At 59.9% G+C, this 14,363-nt stretch carries 20 protein-coding genes and 1 pseudogene; 18 read left to right on the top strand and 3 right to left on the bottom strand.

The annotated features are described in order from the left end of the window. Nucleotides 1–466 (bottom strand): annotated as a pseudogene (locus HMPREF2656_RS01085) (ABC transporter); the annotation flags it as partial. Between the two features lie 43 nt (nucleotides 467–509). Continuing rightward, nucleotides 510–1,301: a formate/nitrite transporter family protein gene (locus HMPREF2656_RS01080; protein ID WP_070422867.1), complete on the bottom strand. Its 792-nt coding sequence runs from the start codon at nucleotides 1,299–1,301 to the stop codon at nucleotides 510–512. Nucleotides 1,302–1,498: 197 nt separating this feature from the next. On the opposite strand from HMPREF2656_RS01080, the gene HMPREF2656_RS01075 reads away from it, so the two are divergent. The 6 genes from HMPREF2656_RS01075 (at nucleotide 1,499) to HMPREF2656_RS01050 (ending at nucleotide 5,311) form a co-directional block, all read left to right on the top strand. Continuing rightward, entirely contained in the window at nucleotides 1,499–1,726 is a 228-nt protein-coding gene (locus HMPREF2656_RS01075; RefSeq protein ID WP_070482515.1) for a hypothetical protein, read from the top strand. Nucleotides 1,727–1,765: 39 nt separating this feature from the next. Continuing rightward, nucleotides 1,766–2,020 (top strand): hypothetical protein, encoded by a 255-nt coding sequence (locus tag HMPREF2656_RS01070; RefSeq protein ID WP_070570616.1) that lies wholly within the window; start codon nucleotides 1,766–1,768, stop codon nucleotides 2,018–2,020. A gap of 326 nt (nucleotides 2,021–2,346) precedes the next feature. Continuing rightward, complete coding sequence (gene rplN / locus HMPREF2656_RS01065) at nucleotides 2,347–2,715, top strand: 50S ribosomal protein L14 (RefSeq protein ID WP_070422727.1); 369 nt, start codon at nucleotides 2,347–2,349, stop codon at nucleotides 2,713–2,715. 2 nt (nucleotides 2,716–2,717) lie between these two features. Continuing rightward, nucleotides 2,718–3,032: a 50S ribosomal protein L24 gene (gene rplX / locus HMPREF2656_RS01060; RefSeq protein ID WP_070422728.1), complete on the top strand. Its 315-nt coding sequence runs from the start codon at nucleotides 2,718–2,720 to the stop codon at nucleotides 3,030–3,032. Further along, entirely contained in the window at nucleotides 3,032–3,619 is a 588-nt protein-coding gene (gene rplE / locus HMPREF2656_RS01055) for a 50S ribosomal protein L5 (protein WP_070422729.1), read from the top strand. The genes rplX and rplE overlap by 1 nt, the downstream gene beginning before the upstream one ends. Before the next feature lie 168 nt (nucleotides 3,620–3,787). Continuing rightward, nucleotides 3,788–5,311 carry an L-lactate MFS transporter gene (locus HMPREF2656_RS01050; RefSeq protein WP_070450601.1) on the top strand — a complete coding sequence of 508 codons (1,524 nt, stop codon included), beginning with the start codon at nucleotides 3,788–3,790 and terminating at the stop codon, nucleotides 5,309–5,311. Here HMPREF2656_RS01050 and HMPREF2656_RS01045 read toward each other — a convergent pair. Further along, entirely contained in the window at nucleotides 5,308–6,066 is a 759-nt protein-coding gene (locus HMPREF2656_RS01045) for a formate dehydrogenase accessory sulfurtransferase FdhD (protein WP_070614269.1), read from the bottom strand. The genes HMPREF2656_RS01050 and HMPREF2656_RS01045 overlap by 4 nt on opposite strands. Before the next feature lie 192 nt (nucleotides 6,067–6,258). On the opposite strand from HMPREF2656_RS01045, the gene HMPREF2656_RS01040 reads away from it, so the two are divergent. The 12 genes from HMPREF2656_RS01040 (at nucleotide 6,259) to infA (ending at nucleotide 14,252) form a co-directional block, all read left to right on the top strand. Continuing rightward, nucleotides 6,259–6,975, top strand: a complete 717-nt coding sequence (locus tag HMPREF2656_RS01040) for a DUF2786 domain-containing protein (protein ID WP_141740849.1) — start codon at nucleotides 6,259–6,261, stop codon at nucleotides 6,973–6,975. A 324-nt stretch (nucleotides 6,976–7,299) separates the two neighbouring features. After that, nucleotides 7,300–7,698, top strand: coding sequence for a 30S ribosomal protein S8 (rpsH, locus tag HMPREF2656_RS01035; RefSeq protein ID WP_070422733.1), 399 nt, complete (start codon nucleotides 7,300–7,302; stop codon nucleotides 7,696–7,698). A gap of 18 nt (nucleotides 7,699–7,716) precedes the next feature. Next, entirely contained in the window at nucleotides 7,717–8,253 is a 537-nt protein-coding gene (gene rplF / locus HMPREF2656_RS01030) for a 50S ribosomal protein L6 (protein WP_070422734.1), read from the top strand. Between the two features lie 2 nt (nucleotides 8,254–8,255). Then, a complete protein-coding gene (gene rplR, locus HMPREF2656_RS01025; RefSeq protein ID WP_070422735.1) occupies nucleotides 8,256–8,660 on the top strand; it encodes a 50S ribosomal protein L18 in 405 nt (134 codons plus the stop codon). A 40-nt stretch (nucleotides 8,661–8,700) separates the two neighbouring features. Beyond that, nucleotides 8,701–9,333, top strand: a complete 633-nt coding sequence (rpsE, locus tag HMPREF2656_RS01020; protein ID WP_070422736.1) for a 30S ribosomal protein S5 — start codon at nucleotides 8,701–8,703, stop codon at nucleotides 9,331–9,333. Between the two features lie 5 nt (nucleotides 9,334–9,338). Continuing rightward, entirely contained in the window at nucleotides 9,339–9,524 is a 186-nt protein-coding gene (gene rpmD / locus HMPREF2656_RS01015) for a 50S ribosomal protein L30 (protein ID WP_034997282.1), read from the top strand. A 7-nt stretch (nucleotides 9,525–9,531) separates the two neighbouring features. Beyond that, nucleotides 9,532–10,008 carry a 50S ribosomal protein L15 gene (gene rplO, locus HMPREF2656_RS01010; protein WP_070422737.1) on the top strand — a complete coding sequence of 159 codons (477 nt, stop codon included), beginning with the start codon at nucleotides 9,532–9,534 and terminating at the stop codon, nucleotides 10,006–10,008. A 246-nt stretch (nucleotides 10,009–10,254) separates the two neighbouring features. Then, on the top strand, nucleotides 10,255–11,583 hold the full coding sequence (gene secY, locus HMPREF2656_RS01005; RefSeq protein WP_070422738.1) for a preprotein translocase subunit SecY: 1,329 nt from the start codon (nucleotides 10,255–10,257) through the stop codon (nucleotides 11,581–11,583). Continuing rightward, the gene (locus tag HMPREF2656_RS01000; RefSeq protein WP_070815604.1) at nucleotides 11,583–12,128 is read left to right on the top strand and encodes an adenylate kinase; all 546 of its coding nucleotides are present in this window, start codon (nucleotides 11,583–11,585) and stop codon (nucleotides 12,126–12,128) included. Before secY ends, HMPREF2656_RS01000 begins: the two co-directional genes overlap by 1 nt. Nucleotides 12,129–12,208: 80 nt before the next feature. Beyond that, nucleotides 12,209–13,000 (top strand): type I methionyl aminopeptidase, encoded by a 792-nt coding sequence (map, locus tag HMPREF2656_RS00995; RefSeq protein WP_070815603.1) that lies wholly within the window; start codon nucleotides 12,209–12,211, stop codon nucleotides 12,998–13,000. A 51-nt stretch (nucleotides 13,001–13,051) separates the two neighbouring features. Continuing rightward, a complete protein-coding gene (locus HMPREF2656_RS00990) occupies nucleotides 13,052–13,861 on the top strand; it encodes a L,D-transpeptidase (RefSeq protein WP_070815602.1) in 810 nt (269 codons plus the stop codon). A gap of 172 nt (nucleotides 13,862–14,033) precedes the next feature. Continuing rightward, nucleotides 14,034–14,252: a translation initiation factor IF-1 gene (infA, locus tag HMPREF2656_RS00985; RefSeq protein ID WP_070422742.1), complete on the top strand. Its 219-nt coding sequence runs from the start codon at nucleotides 14,034–14,036 to the stop codon at nucleotides 14,250–14,252. Nucleotides 14,253–14,363 lie beyond the last annotated feature (111 nt).

Raw genomic sequence — 14,363 nt, 5'->3', positions numbered from 1 at the left:
TTTTGTCGTCGATGGAGTCGAAATCGGGGGCGTCGAGAAGCGCAAGGCCCTCGGGCACGCTTTGCGTATCCACGACTCGCAGCGTCGTCGATTGCTCGTTGCCCGCGCCGTGCGAGCGCGTCAGGCCTGGCAGTACCTGTGGGGAGTTAAACCAATCAGCATCTGCTGGGTTTGCCACTAGCACTGGCTGCCGGGTGGTGGGGCGGATGACGCCTGGGTTGGAGACCCGCTCGCGCAGCAATGCATTGACAAGCGTGGACTTACCAGAGCCGGTGGAGCCGCCGATCACGGCGAGCAGCGGCGCGTCCAGGTTGGCGAGGCGGGGCAGGACATAGTCGTCGAGCTGGTTGACAATTGCGCGGGCCTCTGGGGCTGCATCAATAGGTAGGGCAGTGTCCGCGAGGGCATCGCGAACACTGCGAACAGCTTCGAGGACGTCAGGTGTCTGGGTACTCACCCGTCTCATTTTGGCAGAGACACCCAAGGTGAGGGGAGTTAGTCCTTGTTGGTTAGTCCTTGTAACCGGTCTTGGTCAGGTTCAGCCATCCGTAGAGGCCACCCATGATGAACCCGCCGCCGACGAAGTTGCCCAGCCAGACGACCACCCAGTTGCGGATGACGTTCCAGTTGGTGAAGCCCTCGATCGTCTCCGGGCCGAGCGTAAACCCGCCCAGGCTGGTGAGGATGAAGTTCGCGATGGAGTGCTCGTAGCTCATGGTGGCAAACGACGGGATGATCAGGATGACACCCCACAGCTTCGCGCTGAAGTCCTTGCCGGCCTGGGTGGCCAGCATGAAGGCGATGTTGACCACGACGTTTGCCAGGATCGCTTCAACGAACAGGGTGGAACTGGATTTTTGCAGCTTGGCGACGAGCAAATCGTGGAGGAATCCGTCCACCTCGACCATCTGGCCCATGGTGGTCCGGGAAATCAGCCATGAAATCGCCACTGCACCAATGAGGTTGAACACGGTGACAAAGAAGACGAGGAGGAACCCGCGGGTGATGGTGTTGAGCCTATGGATGGCACCATAGGTCATGAACATCATGTCACCTGTGGCGAGTTCGCCTTGCAAGACGATGATGATGTACAGCGTTGACGCGAAGATGGCACCGAAGGCGTATTTGCCCCAGCCGGGGGCGTAGCCGTCGAGTAGTTGTGCCGTGGATGCGGCGAATGCCGTCATGATGCCCAGGTACACGCCCGCGAGCACGGAGCGCGTGGCAAATCGGGCAGGTTCTGTCGAGAACAGATCGACCTTATTCTTGATTGCCTCGGGGGCGGCTTCGTAGAAACTCACGCCCTCCAATGTACAAGAGGTACTATCTTAAAAGGAAATGTGGTAATACCTATTCGGCGATTGGAAAGCTTTGGAAAATCGTGAAAGAAAATGGGAATTCTGCCAAAAACTGTAAAACGTCACGGTAATGTTCAGTGGGCAAGGTCGTTCAAGCTGCGGCCGATGCCTACCGTTCATTAAGAAAATTGGAGATTCACATGAAGCTTCGTCGTCTTGTTGCTGCGGCGGCTGTCGCAACCACCGTTGCTGTTGCTGCTCCGGCTGCTACCGCTCAGCCTGCTCCGGAACCGCTGAACCGTGTTCTGTACGAGATTTACAAGGTCGGTGGCTGGGAAGCCCAGAACATCATTCTGCTGCCGGCAGCGCTTTCTTCGCTGAACGTTGTCATCTCGATCATTCAGTCCATCGTCACTGCTGCTAAGTAAGCCGCGACACGTACACACCTCTCCTGAAAGGAAACGAACATGAAGTTCCGTCGTCTCGCCGCTGTTGCTCTTGCGGCATCTGTTGCAATCGGTGCTGGTGCTCCTGTCGCTGAGGCTGCTACCTACCCGGAGCCGCTCAACCAGGTCATCAATGAAATGCGCGCTCTCGGTGGCCCGCTGGCCCCGAACCTGCTGCTGGTTCCAGCTGCCCTGTCCTCCGTGGGCTGGATCATCACCATCCTGTCGCTCACTGGTGTGCTCGGCCTCGGCGCCGTTGCTGCTAGCACCGTCTAAAATTGCGCTAACGCTGCGGCACACTCATCGTCTCACCCCTAAGTTTCGGGGTGGGGCGATTTTTGTATCTTCAGGCGACACGATTTAGCGGCAATTTGTGCGATCGTCGCTGCTCATGGTTAAATACTCCAGTTGTCTACTGCTGGTCGGGCGTGACACGCGTTTCCGAGTGAAGCGTCCGAGACCCTTCGACCAGACTGCGCTCTCCTCGTGTGCGAGGGACGAGCGCGCGAGGTTCGTCGATAAGCAATAGGCCGCAAGAACATTGACCACGTGCGTTCAGGACGGAAATCTGGCGCACATTGACCCAGGTCAGGAGACCAACTGTGATTCAGAAGGAATCGCGTCTGAAGGTCGCCGACAACACGGGTGCACGCGAACTGCTGTGCATCCGCGTTCTCGGCGGTTCCGTTCGACGCTTCGCCGGCATCGGCGACACGATCGTCGCCACCGTGAAGGAAGCTGCCCCGGGCGGCAACGTCAAGGAAGGCGAGGTCGTTAAGGCTGTCATCGTCCGTGCGAAGAAGGAGACCCGTCGTCCGGACGGCTCCTACATCTCGTTCGACGAGAACGCTGCTGTCGTCATCAAGAACGACACCGAGCCGCGCGGTACCCGCATCTTCGGCCCGGTTGCTCGTGAGCTCCGCGACAAGCGCTTCATGAAGATTGTGTCTCTCGCACCGGAGGTGATCTAAGTATGAAGATCAAGAAGGGCGATATGGTGCAGGTTATCGCCGGCAAGGATAAGGGTGCTCAGGGTCGCGTCATTGAGGCGTACCCGCAGCGCGACAAGGTCCTCGTCGAGGGTGTTAACCGCATCAAGAAGCACGTCGCAAACTCCTACAACGAGCGCGGCGCCGAGTCCGGCGGCATCGTCAGCCAGGAAGCTCCGATCCACGTGTCCAACGTGATGATCCTGGACTCCGACGGCAAGCCGACCCGCGTGGGCTACCGCTTCGACGAGAACGGCAAGAAGGTCCGCGTGGCTAAGTCGAACGGGAAGGACATCTAATGGCTGAGAACATTCAGAACTACACCCCGCGCCTGAAGTCCCGCTACCAGGACGAGATCCGCACCAAGCTGAACGAGCAGTTCAACTACGACAACGTCATGCAGATCCCGGGCCTGACCAAGATTGTTGTGAACATGGGTGTGGGCGACGCTGCCCGCGACTCCAAGGTGATCAACGGCGCACTCGAGGACCTCACCGCGATCACCGGCCAGAAGCCGCAGCTGCGTCGCGCGAAGAAGTCCATCGCTAACTTCAAGCTCCGTGAGGGCATGCCGATCGGCGCAAAGGTCACCCTGCGCGGCGACCGTATGTGGGAGTTCCTCGACCGTATGCTGACGGTTGCTCTCCCGCGTATTCGCGACTTCCGTGGCCTGAACGACAAGCAGTTCGACGGCAACGGTAACTACACCTTCGGCCTGTCCGAGCAGACCATGTTCTACGAAATCGACATCGACAAGATCGATCGCGTTCGCGGCATGGACATCACGCTCGTGACCACCGCTGGTAGCGACGACGAGGGTCGCGCACTGCTGACGCACCTCGGCTTCCCGTTCGCTGACAAGGACGGCAAGATGAAGCGCGCATAAGCGTTCACTTGACGACGACACCCCTGCACCCGGTTTTTATACCGCGGTCGCAGGGGTTTTGTCGTATTGGAAAAGCATGAAAGAAAGCTTGCGTGAAGCTGGCTATGGGTGGTTATGATGTCCGCTGTATTAAATACATTGTTTGGCATCCATAATAGGGGAACCCCCATGAGTTACTTCTCCCGAAGCGCAATTATCGCGCCTAAGGAATTCAATCGCTGGCTAATTGTCCCTGCGGCACTCGCCATCCACCTCTCTATCGGCCAGGTCTACGGGTTCTCCGTGTTCAAGAAGCCAATGATGGAGCACTTCGGTGTCGGCGAAGTTGCTGTGGGCTGGATCTTCTCGTTGGCAATCGGCATGCTCGGCATCTCGTCCGCGCTGTTCGGTTCCTGGGTCGAGCGAGTCGGCCCACGCGCGTCCATGGCAGTTTCCGGCGTGCTGTGGGTGACAGGCTTCCTCGTTGCCACCCTGGGTGTCACCACCGGAAACTTGTGGCTGGTGTACTTCGGCTACGGCTTTATCGGCGGCATCGGTTTGGGCATCGGATACATCTCGCCGGTGTCCACGCTGATGAAGTGGTTCCCGGATCGCCCCGGTCTGGCTACGGGCCTTGCGATCATGGGCTTCGGCGGCGGCGCACTGATTGCCTCGCCGGCGTCGAACCGCCTCATGGAGTTCTACGGCGGCGGTGTGGATATCGCCAACCGCGCCGCGGGCATCCAACCCACCTTTGTCACCCTTGGCGTCGTGTATCTCGTCGTCATCGCTATGGGCGCGTACTGCATCCGCATGCCGCACCCGGATTGGACCCCGTCGGGCGAAGCGAAGCAGGGGCGCAAACCTTCCAAGGTTGCCATCGTCGGTGCAAATGTTAGCGCCAACAACGCGATTCGAACCCCGCAGTTCTGGTGCCTGTGGGTGATCCTGTTCTGCAACATCACCGCGGGTATCGGCGTGCTGGAGAATGCGGCACCGATGATTCAGGACTACTTCCCGGCACTGACTGCGGCGGCCGCCGCAGGCTTTGTTGGCTTGCTGTCGCTGGCGAACATGGCTGGCCGTTTCGTCTGGTCGTCGGTTTCTGACGTCATTGGCCGCAAGAACATCTACATGGTGTACCTGGGTATCGGGTTGGCTTTCTACTTCATCTTCGCCAGGTTCGGCCACGCCAACATCGCGCTGTTTGTGATCTGCGCGCTGGTGTTGCTGTCCTTCTACGGGGGTGGCTTTGCCAGTATCCCGGCCTACCTGCGCGACCTATTCGGTGTTTACCAGGTCGGCGCTATTCACGGCCGTCTGCTTACCGCATGGTCGGCTGCAGGTGTAGCTGGCCCGCTGATCATCAACATGGTCGTGGAGCGCCAGGCAGCCAACGGCGGCGAAGGCCCGGACCTTTACCGCCTGTCGCTGTACGTCATGTGCTGCCTGCTTGCTGTTGGCCTGATCGCCAACATCCTTGTACGCCCGGTGGCGTCGAAGTGGTTCGAAGACCAAGACACCGTTCAGGCGAAGATCGAGGCAGATCGCGCCTCCGCGCTTGAAGGTGCTGGTGCCGGTCAGGCGCGTGGGGCTTCCGCGGGCCAGGCCCACAAGATTGTCGCGATCATTCTGGCGGCAATCATCGCTGGACTGCTTATCTACGGTCTGTGGGCCACTGCCGCGAAGGCTGCTGGCATGTTCATTGGCTAAGCGCCCGAGTACACGCTGAAGCGCTCGTCGGTAATTGCGCCGACGAGCGCTGTATTTGTTTCGCGGGCCAATTCCACCGCCATCGACGTGACGTCGCGTGTGGTGGCGACAATGCCGAAGCCGGCCGCTGCTGCAGCACGCATCATTTCAAACGTCACGCGCGTATCCACTGCGAGGGTGAGGTTGTGGGCGGGCAGGGTGTCGTCGAGAAGCAAACGCCCAGCGATCTTCTGTACCGCGTTGACAGCGTCGATGTCTTGACGCGCGGTCTCGCCAGCGAGCGCGGTGGGCAGGTCGCGACGACGCGCCTGGTTGAGACGTTCTGGCAAGGCGAAGATCGCATCCTGATCAATAGGGGCGAACTCGCTGCGCACGTTCAGGCGGACCGCCAACTCCCGTACGCGCTGCTCGGCAGAAATACCACAGGACTGAGATGGGATTGGGTCGATGAACTGCGGTGCAGCAGGGTAGGAAAGCTCGATATCGAGCAGGTTGTAGGTGTTTTCGCCGCCGATGGCACCTTCGCAATAGCGAGCGGTAATGACATCTTTAGGGGTGGTAATGAGGCCCTGCGTCAGGAGCACACCGTGGGCGAGCTCGATGTCGTGGCCCGGGGTGCGAAACAACTGAGCGACCTCTCGGCCACCGGCGCGCACCTCGAGTGGTTCTTCCACTTCCACTTGGCCCGCGCGCGTGTCGCGGGTGCCGCTAGCGGAAATCTTTGTGACGGCGAAACTGCGCTTGGTCCTGCTCATTGCAACGATGCTAGCGCTTAGGGTGCAAGCGGGACGGAGGGGTGTCGTCGCAGCGCTACAACCTGCGCAAAGAGAAGTTATCCACAGGGCGGAAATTGCAAATTCCACAAGCTGAAACGGACATGTCGTGCGAGTTCGTTATAACTACAGGCACACATCCAAACAGCAATGGGGAAGGGGTGGGTGCGTCAGATGCGTACCGAAGAAAAGATCAAACAACGAGTACAAAAACTACTCAACCAAGCCAACGACAGGGAAGGGACACCGGAGGGTGACGCGTTCTATGCCCGAGCATTCGAGCTGATGGCACAGTACGGCTACGACGAGCGCGATCTTGCAAGTCCCGATGCTGGCGACAACGTAGGCCACCGCGCCTACACGTTCCGTGGCGCCTACACCGATATGCAGGCAACGCTGCTGCACTCCATCGCGAGGTCGTTGCACTGCACGGGCTTTACGCAGCGGGTGTATAACTCCACGCGCGTCAAGGACGCAGACATTTTTGGCCTTCAGCGACACCTCGACCGGGTGGACATGCTCTACGCGCTGTTGTTGCCGGTGATGCTTGCAGAATCACAAAAGATCCGCGCCACCAACTTCGGGGAATCGGTCGTGGTGATGCGTCGGTCGTTTATGCAGGGGTTCGCGACAAGCATCGGCAAACGTCTGATGAAAGCTGAAGAGGGCGCAGCAAAGGGGGATAGCGAATATGCGCTTGTGCTTGTCGACGACGCCGCAAAGGCCGAGCAAGCCCGCTCCAAATTCGCCGAAGAGCAGGGCTTTGTGCTCTCCGCGCACCAAACCAACCGCTCGTTCGACCCAGGTGCGTACCTCAGCGGACACGCCGCGGGAGAGAATTCAGACCTCGGCCAAACACGGGTGAAGTCCAGGGCGGCGCTGCCGTTCTGATCAATTCGGTGTCGGGAGATGCTGACGGGGGCAAGGTGTCGTCGTTAAGCAATTTGGTTCTGAGCGAACAAGCAGGTAACTTGGTCGATCGGACTTGTGCGCCGAGATTTCGGCGTGCCAAGCCGAGAGAAACATTTGAACATCCAACTTTGTTGCAGGCCCCTCGCCAAGATGCGGACCGCGTGCAAGGGAGGCGGCGAGCGGCCCACGCTACTGAGTGTGGGCAGCGTTGAGTAGCCCCCGATAGACCATGCGGAAAACGCGACCTTGAAAAGGGTCAGGTGGGTTTAGGGAACCGCAACGAGAAAGGAAACGGTCACCACAATGACCATGACAGATCCGATTGCGGACATGCTGTCGCGCGTGCGCAACGCAACAACTGCGCAGCACGACACCGTGTCTATGCCGTCCTCCAAGCTCAAGGCAGCTATTGCTGAGATCTTGAAGCAGGAAGGCTACATCGAAGATTACAAAGTTGAGGACGAGAAGGTTGGCAAATCGCTGACGCTCAACCTCAAGTACGGCCCGACCCGCGAGGCTTCCATCGCTGGTCTGCGCCGCGTGTCCAAGCCGGGCCTGCGCGTGTACGCCAAGTCCAACGACCTGCCTCAGGTGCTCGGTGGCCTGGGCGTGGCAATCATCTCCACGTCCCACGGCCTGCTGACCGACCGCCAGGCTCAAGAGAAGGGTGTAGGCGGGGAAGTCCTCGCTTACGTCTGGTAAGGGGAGGTTGAAAAGACTATGTCGCGTGTAGGTAATGCACCCATCGCAATCCCGAACAACGTCGAGGTGAAGATCGACGGCCAGCGTGTTGAGGTCAAGGGCCCGAAGGCCACCATGGACCTCGAGATGCCGGAGCCGATCACCGCTTCCGTCGAAGACAACGAAGTCGTGGTGTCCCGTCCGGACGATCACCGTGACAGCCGTTCGCTGCACGGCCTGACCCGCTCGCTGATCAACAACCTGATCATCGGCGTGACTGAGGGCTACAAGATCAACATGGAGATCTTCGGCGTCGGTTACCGTGTGCAGCAGAAGGGCAAGGACCTTGAGTTCTCCCTCGGCTACTCGCACCCGATCCTGATTGAGGCGCCGGAAGGCGTCACGTTCTCCGTCGATGGCAACACCAAGTTCGCCATCGAAGGCACTGACAAGCAGCAGGTTGGCCAGATTGCGGCAAACATCCGCCGTCTGCGTAAGGATGACCCGTACAAGGGTAAGGGCATCCGCTACGCCGGCGAGCAGGTCCGCCGCAAGGTCGGAAAGACGGGTAAGTAATCATGAGCAATACTGCAGAGAACACCAAGCGCACCCCGGTGGGCAAGGACATCTCGTCCCGCCGCCGCGAGGCCCGCGCACGTCGCCACTACCGCATCCGCAAGACCCTGCGTGGCACCCCGGAGACCCCGCGTCTCGTTGTGCACCGCTCGTCTCGCCACATCCACGTCCAGGTCATCGACGACCTCGCAGGCCACACCCTGGTTTCTGCGTCGTCCATCGAGGCAGACGTGCGCAACCTGGAGGGCGACAAGAAGGAGAAGGCCGCAAAGGTTGGCCAGCTCGTCGCTGAGCGTGCCAAAGCAGCAGGCATCGAGCAGATCGTCTTCGACCGTGGTGGCTACAAGTACCACGGCCGCGTTGCGGCCCTGGCTGAAGCTGCTCGTGAAGGTGGTCTGAAGTTCTAATGATCACGGCAAACATCACCATCAACGGAAGGATCGCGTAATGGCCGAACGTGAACGGCGTGACGGCGGGCGCTCCGCCGACAACCAGAACAACAACGACCGCGGTAACCGCGGCGGCCGTGGCCGTCGCGACGACCGTCGCAACCAGAACGACGAGCGCGATAAGTACATCGAGCGCGTCATCACCATCAACCGTGTTGCCAAGACCGTTAAGGGTGGCCGCAACATGTCCTTCACCGCTCTCGTCGTCGTCGGCGACGGTGAAGGCATGGTCGGCGTTGGCTACGGCAAGGCGAAGGAAGTTCCTGCCGCAATTCAGAAGGGTGCAGAAGAGGCTCGCAAGAACTTCTTCCGCGTCCCGATGATCGGTGGCACCATTCCTCACCCGGTTCAGGCTGAAGAAGCCGCCGGTATCGTCATGCTCCGCCCGGCTGCTCCGGGTACCGGTGTGATCGCCGGTGGCGCAGTCCGCCCGGTGCTCGAGGCCGCTGGTGTCCAGGACATCCTGGCCAAGTCCCTCGGCTCTGACAACGCCCTCAACGTGGTTCAGGCCACCGTTGCAGGCCTGAAGCAGCTCGTGCGTCCGGAAGAGGTCGCAGCGAAGCGCGGTAAGGCTGTCGAGGACGTTGCCCCGGCACGTATGCTGCGCGCTCGCGCAGGACAGGAGGCCTAAGAACAATGGCACTGAAGATTACGTTGCACCACGGCAAGATCGGTGAGAAGCCGGTGACCCGCAAGAACCTCGAGGCTCTCGGTCTGCGCAAGATCGGTCAGTCCGTGGTGAAGAAGGACAACGCTGCTACCCGCGGCCAGATCCTCAAGGTGCGTCACCTCGTCACCGTCGAAGAAGTTGCAGGGGAGTAGATAAAACATGGCTGACATCATCAAGCTCCATGATCTGCGCCCGGCAGAGGGCGCCAACAAGGCCAAGACCCGCGTTGGTCGCGGTGAGGCCTCCAAGGGCAAGACCGCTGGCCGCGGTACCAAGGGCACCAAGGCTCGTAAGCAGGTTTCCGCTGCTTTCGAGGGTGGCCAGATGCCGCTGCACATGCGTCTGCCGAAGCTCAAGGGCTTCAAGAACCCGAACCGCGTCGAGTACCAGGTGGTCAACGTCGCGGACCTCGCGGAAGCATTCCCGCAGGGTGGCGACATTGCAGTTGCCGACATCGTCGCTAAGGGCCTCGTTCGCCCGAAGCAGCCGGTGAAGGTGCTGGCAGAGGGCGACATCAACGTCGCACTCAACGTCACCGCAAACAAGTTCTCCAAGTCCGCTGAGGAGAAGCTCAAGGCTGCTGGCGGCTCCGCCACCGTCGTCGAGTTCTCCAAGCGCGCTCCGAAGGACGCGTAAAGAGCCGAAAGCGTAACGCTTTCCGCGCTTGAGATAACCCCCATACTGGACAATCACTGTCCGGTGTGGGGGTTTTCGCTGTGCTGTAGCGGTAAAGTCGACCGTGAGTATCAACTTTTTAAGCACAGCTGCTAGGGTAGTGGGGTCAAACACGGCGACGGCCCGTTTTGTGTGCCTTCATGCACGAGTCGGCGCTGCACTATCCACTACCTTCCGCCGCGGTTCAGGTGGAAGCCAGGAGGCTATGTGTCCGCAATTGCTCAGGCGTTTAAGGATCCTGACCTTCGCAAGAAGATCTTGATCACCCTTGCGCTGATGATTCTGTACCGCGTAGGTGCCCAGATCCCGTCCCCGGGCGTTGATTACGCGTTGATCAACCAGCGACTCGAAGAGGTTGCCCAGGGTGACCGTGCCACGATGTTCTCCATCATTGGCCTGTTCTCCGGTGGTGCACTGCTGCAGTTGTCGATCTTCGCGATCGGCATCATGCCGTACATTACGGCGTCGATTATCGTGCAGCTGCTCACTGTCGTGATCCCGAAGTTCGAGGAGCTGAAGAAGGAAGGCCAGTCCGGCCAGGCGAAGATGACGCAGTACACGCGCTACCTCACGGTCGCGCTGGCGTTGCTGCAGTCCGCAGGTATCGTCGCGCTGGCAGACCGCGAGCAGCTGCTCGGCCAGGGAATGCCGGTGCTGGTGGAAGACCGCAATGTCTGGACCTTGATCATGATGATCCTTGTGATGACCTCCGGTGCGGTGCTCATCATGTGGCTCGGCGAGATCATCACTGAAAAGGGCGTGGGCAACGGTATGTCCCTGCTCATCTTTGCGGGTATCGCAACCCAGATCCCGTCCGAGGGTGCGTTCATCCTCCAGAACTCCGGTGCCTTGACGCTGATCCTCGTCATCCTCGCGCTTGTTGCGCTGGTCGTCGGCATTGTCTTCATTGAGCAGGGCCAGCGTCGCATCCCGGTGCAGTACGCCAAGCGCATGGTGGGTCGTCGCCAGTACGGTGGCTCTTCCACCTACTTGCCGCTGAAGGTCAACCAGGCTGGCGTTATCCCGGTCATCTTCGCCTCGTCGCTGATGTACGTGCCGGTTCTGATCACACAGATCGTGACCATGAATAACCCGACTCCGCCGGACAACTGGTGGATGAACCACGTGATGGCATGGCTGCAGAACCCGGGTTCGTGGCAGTACATCCTCACCTACGTCGTGATGATCATCTTCTTCTCCTACTTCTATGTGTCGATCCAGTATGACCCGGTCGATCAGGCAGAGAACATGAAGAAGTACGGTGGCTTTATCCCGGGTATCCGTCCGGGCCGTCCGACTGCTGAATACCTCGCGTTCGTCATGAACCGCCTGCTGTTCGTCGGCGCGATTTACCTCGCGCTGATCGCAGTGCTGCCGAACCTGGCAATGGACGCCGGTATCACCGGCTCCGGCCGGATGGGTATGAGCGCGTTTGGCGGTACGGCCATCCTGATTATGGTTTCCGTGGCTTTGACCACGGTTAAGCAAATTGAATCCCAGCTTCTGCAATCCAACTACGAAGGACTTCTGCGATAATGCGTCTCGTTCTCCTTGGCCCTCCCGGTGCCGGCAAGGGCACCCAAGCCGCTATCCTTTCCGAAAAGCTCGGTGTTCCGCACATCTCCACCGGTGATCTGTTCCGCGCCAACATTGGCGAGGGCACCCCGCTCGGTGTTGAGGCGAAGAGCTACATTGACGCCGGCAAGCTTGTGCCGACCGATGTCACCGCACGCATGGTTGAGGATCGCCTGAACCAGGACGACGCGAAGGACGGCTTCCTGCTGGACGGCTTCCCGCGCACGGTGGAGCAGGCCGAGATCCTGACTGATCTGCTGTCGAAGAAGGGCGAGAAGCTCGACGGCGTGCTCAACTTCGTCGTTGATGAGGACGTTGTCGTGGAGCGCATGCTCGCCCGTGGTCGTGCAGACGACAACGAGGAGACCATCCGCACCCGTCTCGCCGTGTACCGCGATGAGACCGCACCGCTGATCGATCACTACGGTGAGGAGATCATTTCTATCGACGCTGTGGGCGACGTCGACGAGATCAACCAGCGCGCCATGGCGCAGCTGGGCAAGTAGCCCGAATACGCTCAAGGCCGGTGTTCGCACCGGCCTTTCGCTTTTGCTTATCGACGACCACCACAAAGGAGCACCCCGCTATGGCATTCCGCAAACGCAAGATTGCCGCCAAAACCCCCGACGAACTCGATGCGATGGAGGCAGCCGGCCGCATTGTCGGTGTCGCGCTGCAGGAGGTCCGTGCTGCGGCAAAGCCGGGTGTCAGCACGCTTGACCTTGACAAGTTGGCGGAAACCGTCATTCGCGACCATGGCGCGGTGCCGACCTTCCTCGGATACCACGGTTTTACTGGGTCGATTTGTGCGTCGGTCAACGATGTGGTGGTCCATGGCATTCCATCCGCCGACGTGGTGCTCAATGAAGGGGACCTGGTTTCCATCGACTGCGGCGCGACGTTTAACGGTTGGGTAGGGGACAGTGCCTGGTCGTTCGGTATCGGTGAACTTGCACCGGATGTGGACGCGCTCAACCGCGCAACCGAGTGGGTGCTCGCAGAAGGCCTGAAAGCCATGGTTCCGGGCAACAAGCTCACTGACGTGTCTCACGCGTTGGAGTTGGCAACCTACGCCGCCGAGGAGAGTTTCGGCGTTGAGCTCGGCATTGTGGATGGCTACGGCGGGCACGGCATTGGCCGCACGATGCACGAAGACCCGTACCTGGCTAATGAGGGCAAGCCGAATCGGGGTCCTGTGATTCAGGAAGGTTCGGTGTTGGCGATCGAGCCGATGTTGATCCTGGGTGGTGGCTACGACACGCGCGTACTTGACGACGAATGGACGGTTACCACCCTCGATGGTTCACCGGCAGCACACTGGGAACACACCGTGGCAGCGACCGCTCAGGGACCACGAATTCTTACTCCGCGCGTATAAACGGCTGGCGCGTCGATGCGTGATTCATAGCTATACGGTTATACTTCCGGCATGTCTTACCGTCCTCGCCATGCAAAGCAGTCGCCGTTGAAGCGACGCGCAATTACGTTCGCTGCCGGTCTCGGTGTCGTCGCTACGCTTGCTGCACCTGTGACTGCGCAGGCAGCGCCTGCTCCGGCCCCGAATCCGGTTGCAACCTCCAGCCTTGATGCGCTGTCCTCGTCGGCAAACACCGCGTTTGCAAACCTGGATAAGTCTGCACGGGATGCAGCTTGGGATCTTCGCAACAACCTGCGCTTGCAGGCAGATGGGTTGGCGAATATCAGCCCGGATCTGCCGGCGAAGGCGAAGCAGCGTATCGACGAGATCGTGGAGGTTTTCTTCCCCGGACTCATCGCCGAGAAGACCCCGAAGCCGAAGCCTGCACCGAAGCCTGCACCGAAGCCGGCTCCCGCTCCGGCACCAGCTCCTGCTCCGGCGCCGGCTCCGAACCCGCGTGCTGGCTTTGACTACGGTCCGTGCCCGGCCGATGCCAAGGCCTGCATTGACATTGATGGTCGCCGTTCCTGGCTGCAGAACAACGGTGTCATGTACTACCAGTCGGGCCTGATTGGTCCGGGCCGACCGGGCTACGAGACGCCGCGCGGCACCTTCTACGTCAACCGTAAGGTCAAGGACGAGATCTCCTGGGAGTTCGGCAACGCTCCAATGCCGTACGCCACGTACTTCACCTACAACGGCATCGCGTTCCACGAAGGGGACCCGAGCATCCTGTCCCACGGCTGCATCCGCATGTACCGCGGAGATGCACAGCGCTACTTCAACGATCTGCAGATCGGTGACAAGGTCTACGTCTACTAGGCATCTTTGTTGCATATTGGCCCCGGCGAAATGCTGGGGCCTTTTGCGTTTTCGCAGGTGAGCGGATAAAGTAGTCCAACGGTGCTGCCACGAAGTGTTGGCAGGTACCGACTGTCACGGTAAGAAAACGTTTCTGCCTGCACATTTGCGGGCAGTGTAGGAAGTGGAGTGTATGGCAAAAGAAGGCGCAATCGAGGTTGAGGGCCGCATCGTCGAGCCCCTGAAGAACGCCATGTTCCGTGTCGAACTCGACAATGGGCACGAGGTTCTCGCCCACATCAGTGGCAAGATGCGCCAGCACTACATCCGCATCCTCCCTGAGGACCGTGTCGTGGTGGAGCTCTCTCCCTACGACCTGGAACGCGGGCGTATCACTTACCGCTACAAGTAAGCATTTCAGCCTCCTCACCCAGACCTGCTCATAGTGGGTCGTTTACCTCCGGCCACGGTGGCTGGAGCCGCGTGTAATCCCAACCCATCCTCCGGCACGGTCCGGATAAAG

Origin of the sequence: Corynebacterium sp. HMSC034B08 (assembly GCF_001835805.1) — a bacterium.
GTDB classification, from domain to species: Bacteria; Actinomycetota; Actinomycetes; order Mycobacteriales; family Mycobacteriaceae; genus Corynebacterium; species Corynebacterium coyleae.
Note: the sequence above shows the minus strand (reverse complement) of the source record. Positions and strands in the feature narration are given on the sequence as shown.

Bases quoted from the DNA above. Each gene is read 5' to 3' on its own strand.
- HMPREF2656_RS01075 (WP_070482515.1), top strand. From the start codon at position 1,499: ATGAAGCTTCGTCGTCTTGTTGCTGCGGCGGCTGTCGCAACCACCGTT.
- HMPREF2656_RS01070 (WP_070570616.1), top strand. From the start codon at position 1,766: ATGAAGTTCCGTCGTCTCGCCGCTGTTGCTCTTGCGGCATCTGTTGCA.
- rplX (WP_070422728.1), top strand. From the start codon at position 2,718: ATGAAGATCAAGAAGGGCGATATGGTGCAGGTTATCGCCGGCAAGGAT.
- rplE (WP_070422729.1), top strand. From the start codon at position 3,032: ATGGCTGAGAACATTCAGAACTACACCCCGCGCCTGAAGTCCCGCTAC.
- HMPREF2656_RS01050 (WP_070450601.1), top strand. From the start codon at position 3,788: ATGAGTTACTTCTCCCGAAGCGCAATTATCGCGCCTAAGGAATTCAAT.
- HMPREF2656_RS01045 (WP_070614269.1), bottom strand. From the start codon at position 6,066: ATGAGCAGGACCAAGCGCAGTTTCGCCGTCACAAAGATTTCCGCTAGC.
- HMPREF2656_RS01040 (WP_141740849.1), top strand. From the start codon at position 6,259: ATGCGTACCGAAGAAAAGATCAAACAACGAGTACAAAAACTACTCAAC.
- rpsH (WP_070422733.1), top strand. From the start codon at position 7,300: ATGACCATGACAGATCCGATTGCGGACATGCTGTCGCGCGTGCGCAAC.
- rplF (WP_070422734.1), top strand. From the start codon at position 7,717: ATGTCGCGTGTAGGTAATGCACCCATCGCAATCCCGAACAACGTCGAG.
- rplR (WP_070422735.1), top strand. From the start codon at position 8,256: ATGAGCAATACTGCAGAGAACACCAAGCGCACCCCGGTGGGCAAGGAC.
- rpsE (WP_070422736.1), top strand. From the start codon at position 8,701: ATGGCCGAACGTGAACGGCGTGACGGCGGGCGCTCCGCCGACAACCAG.
- rpmD (WP_034997282.1), top strand. From the start codon at position 9,339: ATGGCACTGAAGATTACGTTGCACCACGGCAAGATCGGTGAGAAGCCG.
- rplO (WP_070422737.1), top strand. From the start codon at position 9,532: ATGGCTGACATCATCAAGCTCCATGATCTGCGCCCGGCAGAGGGCGCC.
- HMPREF2656_RS01000 (WP_070815604.1), top strand. From the start codon at position 11,583: ATGCGTCTCGTTCTCCTTGGCCCTCCCGGTGCCGGCAAGGGCACCCAA.
- map (WP_070815603.1), top strand. From the start codon at position 12,209: ATGGCATTCCGCAAACGCAAGATTGCCGCCAAAACCCCCGACGAACTC.
- HMPREF2656_RS00990 (WP_070815602.1), top strand. From the start codon at position 13,052: ATGTCTTACCGTCCTCGCCATGCAAAGCAGTCGCCGTTGAAGCGACGC.
- infA (WP_070422742.1), top strand. From the start codon at position 14,034: ATGGCAAAAGAAGGCGCAATCGAGGTTGAGGGCCGCATCGTCGAGCCC.